General features: G+C 48.0%; 10 protein-coding genes and 2 rRNA genes. All 12 read right to left on the bottom strand.

Annotated elements, in window-relative coordinates; translation table 11 throughout:
* Positions 1-65 precede the first annotated feature (65 nt).
* Positions 66-2,992: ribosomal RNA gene (locus tag MHH86_RS00435) — 23S ribosomal RNA — on the bottom strand.
* A gap of 232 nt (positions 2,993-3,224) precedes the next feature.
* A 16S ribosomal RNA gene (locus MHH86_RS00430) occupies positions 3,225-4,782 on the bottom strand.
* Together the 16S and 23S rRNA genes form the textbook arrangement of a ribosomal RNA operon.
* A 406-nt stretch (positions 4,783-5,188) precedes the next feature.
* Positions 5,189-6,706, bottom strand: coding sequence for a lysine--tRNA ligase (gene lysS / locus MHH86_RS00425; RefSeq protein WP_038573979.1), 1,518 nt, complete (start codon positions 6,704-6,706; stop codon positions 5,189-5,191).
* A 248-nt stretch (positions 6,707-6,954) separates the two neighbouring features.
* Complete coding sequence (gene greA / locus MHH86_RS00420) at positions 6,955-7,434, bottom strand: transcription elongation factor GreA (protein WP_036678719.1); 480 nt, start codon at positions 7,432-7,434, stop codon at positions 6,955-6,957.
* A gap of 201 nt (positions 7,435-7,635) precedes the next feature.
* The gene (gene dusB, locus MHH86_RS00415; protein WP_036678722.1) at positions 7,636-8,652 is read right to left on the bottom strand and encodes a tRNA dihydrouridine synthase DusB; all 1,017 of its coding nucleotides are present in this window, start codon (positions 8,650-8,652) and stop codon (positions 7,636-7,638) included.
* Between the two features lie 33 nt (positions 8,653-8,685).
* Positions 8,686-8,895 (bottom strand): helix-turn-helix transcriptional regulator, encoded by a 210-nt coding sequence (locus MHH86_RS00410; RefSeq protein WP_076099929.1) that lies wholly within the window; start codon positions 8,893-8,895, stop codon positions 8,686-8,688.
* On the bottom strand, positions 8,847-9,398 hold the full coding sequence (gene folK / locus MHH86_RS00405; protein WP_036678725.1) for a 2-amino-4-hydroxy-6-hydroxymethyldihydropteridine diphosphokinase: 552 nt from the start codon (positions 9,396-9,398) through the stop codon (positions 8,847-8,849). Before folK ends, MHH86_RS00410 begins: the two co-directional genes overlap by 49 nt.
* Positions 9,399-9,409: 11 nt before the next feature.
* On the bottom strand, positions 9,410-9,772 hold the full coding sequence (gene folB, locus MHH86_RS00400; RefSeq protein ID WP_036678726.1) for a dihydroneopterin aldolase: 363 nt from the start codon (positions 9,770-9,772) through the stop codon (positions 9,410-9,412).
* 30 nt (positions 9,773-9,802) lie between these two features.
* Positions 9,803-10,660: a dihydropteroate synthase gene (folP, locus tag MHH86_RS00395; protein ID WP_076099927.1), complete on the bottom strand. Its 858-nt coding sequence runs from the start codon at positions 10,658-10,660 to the stop codon at positions 9,803-9,805.
* The gene (locus MHH86_RS00390) at positions 10,657-11,538 is read right to left on the bottom strand and encodes an aminotransferase class IV (protein ID WP_076317144.1); all 882 of its coding nucleotides are present in this window, start codon (positions 11,536-11,538) and stop codon (positions 10,657-10,659) included. The genes folP and MHH86_RS00390 overlap by 4 nt, the downstream gene beginning before the upstream one ends.
* A complete protein-coding gene (pabA, locus tag MHH86_RS00385; RefSeq protein WP_036678733.1) occupies positions 11,535-12,116 on the bottom strand; it encodes an aminodeoxychorismate/anthranilate synthase component II in 582 nt (193 codons plus the stop codon). The genes MHH86_RS00390 and pabA overlap by 4 nt, the downstream gene beginning before the upstream one ends.
* The gene (locus MHH86_RS00380; protein WP_235219415.1) at positions 12,113-13,663 is read right to left on the bottom strand and encodes an anthranilate synthase component I family protein; all 1,551 of its coding nucleotides are present in this window, start codon (positions 13,661-13,663) and stop codon (positions 12,113-12,115) included. The genes pabA and MHH86_RS00380 overlap by 4 nt, the downstream gene beginning before the upstream one ends.
* Positions 13,664-13,932: the final 269 nt, after the last annotated feature.

Below are 13,932 nucleotides of genomic sequence, written 5' to 3'. Positions count from 1 at the left end.
TTCTAAGCGTGTTACAGGCTTAATCGCCTGAAAACTGAATCCGAAACGAATTTGCATTCTAAGTATAGGATAAGCCCTCGACCGATTAGTATTGGTCAGCTCCATGCATTGCTGCACTTCCACCTCCAACCTATCTACCTCGTCGTCTTCAAGGGGTCTTACTAATTGGGAAATCTCATCTTGAGGGGGGCTTCACGCTTAGATGCTTTCAGCGCTTATCCCGTCCGTACGTAGCTACCCAGCCATGCTCCTGGCGGAACAACTGGTGCACCAGCGGTACGTCCATCCCGGTCCTCTCGTACTAAGGACAGCTCCTCTCAAATTTCCTGCGCCCACGACAGATAGGGACCGAACTGTCTCACGACGTTCTGAACCCAGCTCGCGTACCGCTTTAATGGGCGAACAGCCCAACCCTTGGGACCTACTTCAGCCCCAGGATGCGATGAGCCGACATCGAGGTGCCAAACCTCCCCGTCGATGTGGACTCTTGGGGGAGATAAGCCTGTTATCCCCAGGGTAGCTTTTATCCGTTGAGCGATGGCCCTTCCATGCGGTACCACCGGATCACTAAGTCCGACTTTCGTCCCTGCTCGACTTGTAGGTCTCGCAGTCAAGCTCCCTTATGCCTTTGCACTCTGCGAATGATTTCCAACCATTCTGAGGGAACCTTGGAACGCCTCCGTTACTCTTTAGGAGGCGACCGCCCCAGTCAAACTGCCCGCCTGACACGGTCCCCGTACCCGATAAGGGTACTAGGTTAGAACCTAGATACGATCAGGGTGGTATCCCAACGGCGCCTCCACCGAAGCTTGCGCTCCGATTTCTACGGCTCCCACCTATCCTGTACAGATCGTACCCAAATTCAATATCAAGCTGCAGTAAAGCTCCATGGGGTCTTTCCGTCTTGTCGCGGGTAACCTGCATCTTCACAGGTATTAAAATTTCACCGGATCTCTCGTTGAGACAGCGCCCAAGTCGTTACGCCATTCGTGCGGGTCAGAATTTACCTGACAAGGAATTTCGCTACCTTAGGACCGTTATAGTTACGGCCGCCGTTTACTGGGGCTTCGGTTCATAGCTTCGGGTTACCCCTAACCACTCCCCTTAACCTTCCAGCACCGGGCAGGCGTCAGCCCGTATACTTCGCCTTGCGGCTTCGCACAGACCTGTGTTTTTGCTAAACAGTCGCTTGGGCCTTTTCACTGCGGCCCCCTCGTGCTATTCACACTACCGGGGCACCCCTTCTCCCGAAGTTACGGGGTCATTTTGCCGAGTTCCTTAACGAGAGTTCTTCCGCGCGCCTTAGAATTCTCTTCTCGCCTACCTGTGTCGGTTTGCGGTACGGGCACCTTCTCCTGGCTAGAGGCTTTTCTTGGCAGTGTGAGATCATGACCTTCGCTACTATAATTTTCGCTCCCCATCACAGCCCAGCCTTATCGATGTGCGGATTTGCCTACACATCAGCCTCACTGCTTAGACGGACATCCATCAGTCCGCGTCACTACCCTCCTGCGTCACCCCATCGCTCATAGCGGATTACGGTGGTACAGTAATTTCAAACTGTTGTCCTTCGACTACGCCTTTCGGCCTCGCCTTAGGTCCCGACTTACCCTGAGCGGACGAGCCTTCCTCAGGAAACCTTGGGCTTTCGGCGGATCAGATTCTCACTGATCTTTTCGTTACTCATACCGGCATTCTCACTTGTGTAGTGTCCAGCGCTCTTTTCAGTACACCTTCAACCCCTACACAACGCTCCCCTACCCCAGATACATACGTATCTAGCCATAGCTTCGGTGGTGTGTTTAGCCCCGTTACATTTTCGGCGCAGAGTCACTCGACCAGTGAGCTATTACGCACTCTTTCAATGGTGGCTGCTTCTAAGCCAACATCCTGGTTGTCTGTGCAACTCCACATCCTTTCCCACTTAACACACACTTGGGGACCTTAGCTGATGGTCTGGGCTGTTTCCCTTTTGACAATGGATCTTAGCACTCACTGTCTGACTCCCGGCAATAAGTATATGGCATTCGGAGTTTGACTGAGCTTGGTAATCCTTGCGGACCCCGCACCCAATCAGTGCTCTACCTCCACTACTCTTATACCGAGGCTAGCCCTAAAGCTATTTCGGGGAGAACCAGCTATCTCCGAGTTCGATTGGAATTTCTCCGCTACCCCCACCTCATCCCCGCACTTTTCAACGTACGTGGGTTCGGGCCTCCAGTGCGTGTTACCGCACCTTCACCCTGGACAGGGGTAGATCACACGGTTTCGGGTCTACGTCCACATACTCAATCGCCCTATTCAGACTCGCTTTCGCTGCGGCTCCACCTTCTCGGCTTAACCTTGCATGTTAAACGTAACTCGCCGGTTCATTCTACAAAAGGCACGCCATCACCCATAGATCGGGCTCTGACTTTTTGTAAGCACACGGTTTCAGGTTCTATTTCACTCCCCTTCCGGGGTGCTTTTCACCTTTCCCTCACGGTACTGTTTCACTATCGGTCGCCAGGTAGTATTTAGCCTTAGCAGATGGTCCTGCTGGATTCATACGGGGTTTCACGTGCCCCGCACTACTCGGGATCCGTCTCGGAGAGAACACAGTTTAGGTTACAGGGCTTTTACCTCTATCGCGGGCCTTTCCAGACCTCTTCACCTACCATATTCCTTTGTAACTCCATGTGAGACGTCCCACAACCCCTAAGAGCAAGCTCTTAGGTTTAGGCTGTTCCGCGTTCGCTCGCCGCTACTGACGGAATCACTATTGTTTTCTCTTCCTCAGGGTACTTAGATGTTTCAGTTCCCCTGGTCTGCCTCTACACACCCTATGTATTCAGGTATGAGTAACTGCGAATTACCACAGCTGGGTTTCCCCATTCGGACACCCCCGGATCAAAGCTTGCTTACAGCTCCCCGAGGCAGTTTCGTTGTTCGCCACGTCCTTCGTCGGCTCCTGGCGCCTAGGCATCCTCCGTGTGCTCTTATTAGCTTAACCTTGATTTTTCCGTAGGAAAATCTCACTAATAACATTTACTTGTTTACACAAGTTGCTAAAAGATGTTCTAAAACGCAAATTCGTTTCGGTATCCAGTTTTCAAGGATCAAGTCTTACTTGAGAGCTTAAACTCTCAAAACTGAGCAACGAGTGAGTAACAGGCCTAAACCTGAGTTTTGGAAGCTTAGCTTCCGATTTGAATGTTCTCATTGCAGAGAACGATTCTCCATAGAAAGGAGGTGATCCAGCCGCACCTTCCGATACGGCTACCTTGTTACGACTTCACCCCAATCATCTACCCCACCTTCGGCGGCTGGCTCCCTTGCGGGTTACCCCACCGACTTCGGGTGTTGTAAACTCTCGTGGTGTGACGGGCGGTGTGTACAAGACCCGGGAACGTATTCACCGCGGCATGCTGATCCGCGATTACTAGCAATTCCGACTTCATGCAGGCGAGTTGCAGCCTGCAATCCGAACTGAGACCGGCTTTGATGGGATTGGCTCCACCTCGCGGCTTCGCTTCCCGTTGTACCGGCCATTGTAGTACGTGTGTAGCCCAGGTCATAAGGGGCATGATGATTTGACGTCATCCCCACCTTCCTCCGGTTTGTCACCGGCAGTCACTCTAGAGTGCCCAACATTACTTGCTGGCAACTAAAGTTAAGGGTTGCGCTCGTTGCGGGACTTAACCCAACATCTCACGACACGAGCTGACGACAACCATGCACCACCTGTCTCCTCTGTCCCGAAGGCCGCTGCTATCTCTAGCAGATTCAGAGGGATGTCAAGACCTGGTAAGGTTCTTCGCGTTGCTTCGAATTAAACCACATACTCCACTGCTTGTGCGGGTCCCCGTCAATTCCTTTGAGTTTCAGTCTTGCGACCGTACTCCCCAGGCGGAGTGCTTACTGTGTTAACTTCGGCACCAAGGGTATCGAAACCCCTAACACCTAGCACTCATCGTTTACGGCGTGGACTACCAGGGTATCTAATCCTGTTTGCTCCCCACGCTTTCGCGCCTCAGCGTCAGTTACAGCCCAGAAAGTCGCCTTCGCCACTGGTGTTCCTCCACATATCTACGCATTTCACCGCTACACGTGGAATTCCACTTTCCTCTTCTGTACTCAAGCCACCCAGTTTCCAGTGCGACCTCAGGTTGAGCCCAAGGTTTAAACACCAGACTTAAATAGCCGCCTGCGCGCGCTTTACGCCCAATAATTCCGGACAACGCTTGCCCCCTACGTATTACCGCGGCTGCTGGCACGTAGTTAGCCGGGGCTTTCTTCTCAGGTACCGTCACTCCGGTAGCAGTTACTCTACCGGACGTTCTTCCCTGGCAACAGAGCTTTACGATCCGAAAACCTTCATCACTCACGCGGCGTTGCTCCGTCAGGCTTTCGCCCATTGCGGAAGATTCCCTACTGCTGCCTCCCGTAGGAGTCTGGGCCGTGTCTCAGTCCCAGTGTGGCCGTTCACCCTCTCAGGTCGGCTACGCATCGTCGCCTTGGTGGGCCGTTACCCCACCAACTAGCTAATGCGCCGCAGGCCCATCCCTCAGTGACAGATTGCTCCGTCTTTCATTCTTCTCTCAGGAGAAAAAAGAAATTATCCGGTATTAGCTACCGTTTCCGGTAGTTATCCCAGCCTGAAGGGCAGGTTGCCTACGTGTTACTCACCCGTCCGCCGCTAAGTTATTTTGAAAGCAAGCTTTCAAAATAACTCCGCTCGACTTGCATGTATTAGGCACGCCGCCAGCGTTCGTCCTGAGCCAGGATCAAACTCTCCAATTAGTATTGAAAAGAGCGATATGCTCATTTTGAAACATCTGACGAGAAAATTAATTCTCTAATTTTGGATTTCACTTACGTGATTTCCTACTCACTCGTTGTTCAGTTTTCAAAGATCAAGTTCTCGTTGGCGCCGTTTAATGTCTCAGCAGCAACTCTTATACTATATCATGTTCGGCTATTTAATGTCAAGCTCTTTTTTTAACCTCATTTTCGAGCTCGGCATGTGTATTTCTTGGCCGGACTTAGAATATATCATGTATAGAGATTCATTGCAAGAGTTTTTTTGAAACTAATATTAAATCTCTACATTCTATAGGAGCAATGAAGTGAAAGCACCGCTTCTAATCAACAGTAGCCAAGAGAACTGTCCTTAGACAGCCCCCTTAAGCCCTGTGTTGTATAGATACTATTCAGTACGGTTACGCATATGTGGAAACAGCAATACATCGCGAATCGATGCAGAATTGGTAAGCAGCATGATCAGACGGTCTACGCCGATTCCCAGTCCGCCAGTAGGTGGCATACCATATTCCAGGGCGCGGATGAAATCATCGTCCATCTCATGAGCTTCGTCATTACCTTGCTCTTTCTCCTGGATCTGTGCCTCAAAGCGTTGACGTTGGTCAATCGGATCATTCAATTCACTAAATGCATTAGCGTGCTCACGACCCACAATAAACAGCTCAAAACGATCGGTAAAGCGTGGATCCTCATCGTTTTTCTTCGCAAGTGGTGAAATTTCAACAGGGTGTCCCATTACAAAGGTTGGCTGAATTAGAGTTTCCTCTACAAATTGCTCGAAGAAAGCGTTAAGGATATGACCGAACGTCATATGTTTCTCAACAGGCACACGATGTTCTTTTGCCAAAGCTTGTGCTTCGTCATCTGTCATGTGAACACTGAAATCAACACCGGTTACTTCTTTAACAGCATCAACCATAGTTACACGACGCCATCCTGGAGACAGATTTACCTCTTTGCCTTGGTAATCCAGCAGTTGTGTACCTAATACCTCTTGGGCAATATGTGCAATCATATTCTCCGTGAGATTCATGATGTCCTTGTAGTCAGCATATGCTTCGTACAACTCAATCATAGTAAACTCTGGATTATGACGAGTCGACATTCCCTCGTTACGGTATACACGGCCGATTTCGTACACTTTTTCCAAACCGCCAACAATAAGGCGTTTCAAGTGAAGCTCGATAGCAATCCGCATATACAGCTGCATTTCAAGTGTGTTGTGGTAAGTAATAAACGGACGCGCAGCTGCTCCGCCGGCGATCGTATGAAGTGTAGGTGTTTCAACTTCAAGATAACCAAGTGAATCCAAATAGCGACGCATCGATTGAATAATTCTTGAACGGGCAATAAAGGTCTGTTGAACTTCCGGATTAATAATCAAATCAACATAGCGCTGGCGATAACGCAGTTCTACATCTTTAAGACCATGATATTTCTCAGGAAGTGGCAGCAGGGATTTGGACAAGACTTCGAGATTATGCACTTTGATGGAGGTCTCGCCTGTTTTGGTTTTGAATACTGTTCCACGAACGCCAATAATATCTCCCAGATCGAGAACATTAAACGCCGCGTATTGAGTTTCAGGAATGCTGTCTTGACGAACATAAAGCTGAATTCTTCCACTAAGGTCCTGGATATGCGCAAAGCTGGCTTTACCCATAACGCGTTTTGCCATAATACGTCCAGCAATGCTCACTTCAACAGAAAGCTCGTCCAATTCCTCTTTGGAAAGTCCATCATACTTAGCTACGATATCGCCAGCGTTAGCTGTGCGCTCGTATTTTTTGCCAAAAGGATCAATACCAAGTCCTCTTAGCTCGTCCAGTTTGGCACGGCGGATCTGCAAAAGCTCACTAAGTTCGTTCTCTGCATTGTCCACATTGTTCATTTCCTCGGTCATGCGATTCATCCCCTTATAACTCAGTAATATCATATACACAAGAAGAAACGGCTCCGTCTCCATAGTTAGAGGACAGTCCCGTTCCAGCTCAAAATATAAGCAGTTTGTTTTACCTATCGTTTCTGGATGATTTGAAAAAAGCTTCCCTAAGGAAGCTTTCCCAAACATGTTCCCTTATCTACCTATGTACAGTGAAATGACTAATACATACGGCAGCACATCTATTTACAGACATTAAGGTCTGTATATTACTTCATTCTGATATCGAGAATTTTATATTGAATAACTCCTGCAGGTGTAGAAACATCAACAACCGTACCTATTTTTTTCCCGATAATAGCTTTGCCTACCGGACTTTCATTGGAAATCTTGTTATTCAGTGGATCAGACTCTGCTGTACCTACGATCGTATACTCCATAGTGTCCCCATATTCCAAATCCTCGACACTTACAGTAACACCAATACTTACTACGTCAGTAACGATCTCGTCGCTATTGATGATACGCGCGTTGCGAAGCATCTTCTCCAAAGTTAGAACGCGTCCTTCGATAAAAGCTTGCTCATTCTTCGCGTCTTCATACTCCGAGTTCTCACTGATATCTCCGTAGCCAATCGCTACCTTAATCCGTTCAGCAACCTCACGGCGTTTTACGGATTTGAGGGTCTCCAGCTCATCTTCCAGACGTTTTAGCCCGTCCGGCGTAAGGATGACTTCTTTATCGCTCATCTCAACCGATTCTCCTGTCGTATACAATTATTGAAAACACCATACTATATGCTAATCTAGAAGGATAAGAACCCTCCCTGCTGCATTGCTCTTACTGTAACGGCGATTTTATACTGTGAAATTATATTGGAACCGCTACAAAATGTCAATGACACCACATATAAAGTCAGATGTGTTCAAATATCAGCAGAAAAAAGGTGATTATACAGCAGAAGAAGACATTTCAATGCCCTTGCTCTCTTCTTCATGCTTTAATTGAACGACAAAATCATTCAATATCCTCACCATTCCATCGCGTTTTGTTTCTGTCATGAGAACATCCTTCACTCTAGCGGCAGCCTTCAAGCCTTTTAAGTACCAGGCCATATGCTTACGCATCTCACGGACAGCTACAGCTTCTCCCTTAAGAGCTACCAGTCGATCCATATGAAGAATAGCAACCTTAATCTTCTCATCCAAGCCAGGTTCAGGCATAAGCTCGCCGGTGCTCAAATATTGAATCGTACGATACAACATCCAAGGATTGCCGAGTGCTCCACGCCCGATCATTACGCCATCGCAGCCAGTCTGATCCAACATAGCCCGAGCATCTTCAGGTGTATTAACATCCCCGTTGCCAATAACAGGAATAGAAACTGCTTCTTTTGCCATCTTGATATAGTTCCAGTCCGCATGGCCTGTGTAAAGCTGCTCCCGGGTACGACCGTGTACGCTGACAGCCTTACCCCCGGCACGTTCAACCGCACGCGCATTATCTTCGACAAAAATATGCTCGCTATCCCAGCCAATCCGCATTTTCACGGTTACGGGTTTATCGACAACATCGACAACCGCAGAGACCATTTCATAGATTTTGTCGGGATTCAAAAGCCAGCGGGCTCCCGCATCACATTTAGTTACTTTAGGCACTGGGCATCCCATATTGATATCGATAATATCAGCATTGGTTTCTTTATCAACCACTTTTGCTGCTTGCACCAGTGATTCTCTATCCCCGCCAAAAATCTGCAAACTAAGCGGTTTCTCCCGTTCATCTACAAACAACATTTCGCGAGTACGTGTATTTCCGTGAATAATGGCCTTATCGCTTACCATTTCCGCACAGACCAGACCTGTACCAAATTCCTTAGCGATCAGACGAAAAGCCGGATTGCACACGCCAGCCATAGGTGCCAGAACAACCTGATTTTTCATCTCGATATCGCCAATCTTCAGCATTCGTATCACTTCCTGCCTTTTAATTCTTGGAAATTATGAGTTGGGATCCACAAGCTCTTCTGTTGTAACCCCTAGAACATTCGCAATTTTATCTAAAATTTGATCTTCTAATCGTCTGTTACCCCTCTCGACTGCACCAAGCACAGCCAAGGAAATTCCGGCAAGATCCGCAAGATCCTGTTGAGTATACCCTTTTAGCTTACGGAATGCCCTGACCCTCCGTCCCAAACGCTTGTTGTCCACAACCGAATTCCTTCCTTCCCGTCTATGTCTTGAAGCGCTGCTGTAATCAGCTTGCGAAGTCCGGAAGATTGTTCATTCTGTGGAACGATGTCACTGAGCGGAAACAATACAAAAGCACGCTCTAACATGCGTGGATGCGGTAACGTTAAATGTGGTGTATCGAGCACCTGACCCTCAACCCACAACAAATCCAAATCTACCGTTCTCGGTCCATAGCGGATATCCCGGATACGACCCAACTGCGTTTCAATCCCCAACATCACTTCCAGCAAGGACTCGGGCGCAAGTGTCGTTCGCAAAGCTGCTGCCATATTGAGAAACTGCGGCTGATCTAAATAACCTACTGGCTCTGTCTCGTAAACTTTGGAGCAGCGGACCACAGATATTTCATCATGAGCGTCCAGTCTGTTCAAAGCCTCTGACAGTGTACCCTCGCGGTCACCCAAATTAGCCCCTAAAGCAATATAAGCCTCTGATTCTTCAGAGGTGGAATGTATATTCATGGACCTTGTTCTCACTTTCTAGTTCTGCGCAGCTCTACAGTCACTCCCTGAAAATGAATGTCGAAAGGCGGATGGGGTTTAGTTACCTTAACCGTTACTGCATTGATAACAGTATAAGTGTCCAGTACGGAGGATGCAATATATTCTGCCAAAGCTTCGATCAACTTAAAAGACTTTATTTCGACAATGTTTTTGACTAATTCATGAACTTCAGCATAATTCACGGTTTGACTCAAATCATCATTCAAGCCCGCACCCTGCAAATCAAGCTCCAGCTCTAAATCAATGTAAAAACGTTGTCCCAGCTTACGTTCTTCCTCAAATACACCGTGGTATCCGTAATATTCCATGCGATGCATTGTCATTTTATCCATGGTTAATCCGCCCTTTTTCGTAAAATATAGCTATTCACGCACCACTGGAGGTGCAGCATACAACATCGCATCACACATCTTAACCGTTCGTTTAATCAGAGATACATCATGTACACGTACGATCTGGCAACCCTGAGCTATCCCAAAAGCTACTGTAGCTGCGGTGCCTTCCACAACATCATCAGACGGCAAATCAAGTACCGTGCGGATGAATTTTTTGCGGGAAGTCGCCAGTAACAACGGATAACCTAACTCAGTCAACCCGTCTAAAAGCGTCATTGCCTGCAGGTTTTCATTATAATCCTTAGCAAAGCCGATACCTGGATCCAATATGATATTGGCCGGCTTAACACCTGCGGCTACCGCAAGATCAATACTTTCCTTAAGGTCAGCCGACATATCCGCACTCAGATTCGTATAATTACGGTCCTGCCGGTTATGCATCAAAATAATAGGACAGTCAGCAGCAGCGGCCACTGCCGCCATTTCCGGATCGGCCTTACAACCCCATATGTCATTAATGATATGGGCACCCGCAGCTATAGCTTGGCGGGCTACTTCAGCTTTATAGGTATCGATAGATAACGGAAGGTGAGGTGCCGCCTTATGAATACTCTCGATCACAGGCAATACACGGGCTAACTCCTCTTCAAGTCCCACCGGTTGATGGCCAGGACGAGTAGATTCACCGCCGATATCAATAATATCAGCACCCTCTGCAGCCATACGCAGCGCATGCTCAACTGCTTTGTCCGGATGATCCCAAAGTCCTCCATCTGAAAAAGAATCAGGGGTCACATTAAGGATGCCCATAATCAATGTTCGATTTCCTAACTCCAAGTCTGTATTTCCACAACGGTATGTCCGCTTAAAGAGGACTGGTCTCATTTCGAAATCGCCGTCCTATCTCTATATAATGAAATCAAGCCAGCAGTAATTGTTCCACACTGGCCAGTACCTATAGTAAATCTTGCATCTCCGTGCCACACCCCAGTAACAGGAACGATTTCTTGTACGGAATTGGTAAGAAACACTTCATCAGCAGCTTTTAACTGCTCCCAGTGATATGTTCCTTCTTCAACACTAAGGCCTGCACTAAGAGCCAGCTCCATTACCATTTCCCGGGTAATTCCCGGAAGTATCCCTGTTGTAAGATCTGGGGTATAGAGCCTGTTGTTTTTTACAAAAAAGATGTTGCTGACAATGCCCTCGGCAATAAATTCTTCTGCCGTCAGCATTAGTCCTTCAGCACCATTTGCCGCAGAAGCATACCCTCTAAGCTCTCGCTTAGCCAGAATGTTATTCATATAATGCAGCGACTTGAATCGCACTGTTCCCTCAGGAGTATTACGCCGCAAGGACAACAGCTGCAGCTCTTTGCCTTCACTATAGAGTTTATCTGGTACTTTCGGCAGCGCTTTGATGTACAACAAATGATTAGGCTTTTGATAATCACCAGCAGGTAATCCGAGAACATCCTCACCGGCTGTTACGGTATAGCGTATATAAGCTTCTTTTAATTCATTTTTGTCCATAACGCGCTTAATCCAGTCAAGTAGATGTGCCGCTTCTGCTTCAAATGGAATGCCCAGTGCCTTGCAACCCTCTGCCATACGCTTCAAATGACGCTCCAGCAAAAAGGGAACTCCCCCATAGGTCCTAAAGGTTTCGAACAAGCCAATGCCGTACAAAAAGCCGTGATCCAAGGCAGAAACCACGGTTTCTCGGGCGTCAATGACACCATTGTTAAATCCTATATATTTCATGCCGTTTCTCCGGCTCTCCGTTTCAAGAAATTACGCAGCATCGTATGACCATGATCCGTAATAATAGATTCCGGGTGGAACTGCACACCTTCAATAGGGTATTCTTTATGGCGCAATGCCATAATCTCCCCTTCTTCAGTCTCAGCCGTAATCTCCAAGCAATCTGGGAGACTCTCCCGCTCTACAATCAGTGAATGATATCGGGTAGCTGTAAATGGAGACTCCAGACCTTCAAAAACTGAGGTCCCGTTATGGTAAATAGGCGATGTCTTCCCATGCATCAAACGCTCAGCACGGATGACATTGCCACCAAATGCTTGTCCAATCGCTTGATGTCCAAGGCATACGCCGAAGATCGGAATGATCCCCTTGAAATGATGCAACAATTCCAGACTAATTCCCGCTTCATTTGGCGTACATGGGCCTGGTGAAATTAGAATATGGTCAGGTGCCAGCTTTTCAATCTCTTCGATGGTAATTTCATCATTGCGGTGCACTTTAACCTCTTCCCCAAGCTCACCTAAATACTGTACGAGGTTATACGTAAAGGAATCATAATTATCGATGACCAAGATCACAGTGCTACTCCCCCTTCGGCTCCGCTGGTAGCTGGCAATTCCTGCTGCAGTTCACTACAGAGTACTGCCTTCACTACCGCTTTGGCTTTATTATGGCATTCACGGTATTCACGGTAGGGATCGGAATCGATCACTATGCCGGCACCTGTCTGAATATATCCGACCCCGTCTTTTACAGCCAGCGTTCTTATAATAATATTTAATTCCATATTGCCGTTATAGTCAATAAAACCCATCGATCCTGTATAGGGTCCACGTCGAACCGGCTCCAATTCTTCAATAATCTCCATTGTCCTTACCTTGGGAGCCCCTGTAATAGTCCCCCCGGGGAATAAAGCTGCGATAACCGCATACGCGTCTTTATCCGGCGCAATCTGGCCCTCTACCTGCGAAACGAGATGCATCACATGAGAGTAGCGCTCCACCGTCATCAGCTCCGGCACGCTGACGGAACCGTATGCAGCGACACGCCCGATGTCGTTGCGTTCCAGATCGACAAGCATGATATGCTCGGCGATCTCTTTTTCGCTCCCGCGAAGCTCCGCCTCCATGGCGGCATCCTCCGCGGGAGTGAGTCCCCGGCGCCGGGTGCCGGCGATTGGCCGGGCGCTCACTTTGTCCCCGTGCAGCTTGACGAGCAGCTCCGGTGAAGCGCTGGACAGCGCGAAGCCGGGCGACCGCAAGAGCCCCATGTACGGGGACGGATTGAGCTTGCGCAGCCACTCGTAAACATCCTCCGGCGGGGACTTCAGCTGCGCCTCCTGGCGCAGCGAGAGGTTCACTTGGAAGACATCACCTTGGCGGATGTATTCCTGAACGTCCAGCACTGCCTGCTGAAACTTCTCAGGCGAAAAGGCGGAAGCCATGCCCGGCCACTCTCCTGATGAAACTGTAAGGGCCTCAATGCTGCCCACAGCCTCATCATCCAATCCTGCAGCTGAAGATATCAGCTGCCACTGCTCTACCATTTGTCCAGCCTGTTCTATACTGCCAAGATAAAGATTTTGCAGCTCTTCCATCCCACAGTCTGCTGGAACTGGAACGTGAACAGCACAATACAGCACATGCTCTTCGTGATCATAAATCCATATCTCGTCAAACCTCATAAAAAGATAATCAGGAAAACCAGGATCATCTTGGGCAAGAGACGGCAATCGTTCCAAAGAACGAACCACATCATAACCAAGGAAACCAATACATCCACCAGAAAAAGTAGGAACATCTTCATCCTTTAACTTAGGCGACGTAAAATCCGACATCCATTGCTGCAGTAGCTCCAGCGGTTGTCCATGCAGTGTTGTTGCCTCAGGTATCCTCTCCTCGTCCACTGATGCTGATTCCAAAGATTCAGTAGGGAAGCTAAATACTTCCGCATTATCCTCCTTGCCCTTCAATATCGAAACAGGGTTCAAGCCCAAGTACGTATAACGGCCACCCTTACCACTTTCTAAAACTACAGAATACTGGGAAGCTAACTCCCAGGCTTTCTCCCAGGACGCGGGTAATTCGTTTGTGCACCGGGGGGATTTTATAATCAAGGGAAACATGCTCCAGTCTTCAGCAGCCCATTGTTCCCACTCGTTCCAGGTTGTTATGATTTCCAAAGCCATCCTCCTAAAAGTTTTGTCTAACATCATCTTACAGTTTAATCTTCGAGACAAAACTCGCTTCGTAAGCATTTGCTTAGTTTTGTCCAATCATCAGTAGTATATTGCCTGTCAGTATACTGTACTTAAGGCATTATTGAAAAGCCCTCAGCGATAGGAAATTATTATGATTTTTTCGTTTTCTGCAAAAACCAGAGCTTTTTTCAACA

Origin of the sequence: Paenibacillus sp. FSL F4-0097, from assembly GCF_038593125.1 — a bacterium.
GTDB classification, from domain to species: Bacteria; Bacillota; Bacilli; order Paenibacillales; family Paenibacillaceae; genus Paenibacillus_AQ; species Paenibacillus_AQ odorifer.
Note: the sequence above shows the minus strand (reverse complement) of the source record. Positions and strands in the feature narration are given on the sequence as shown.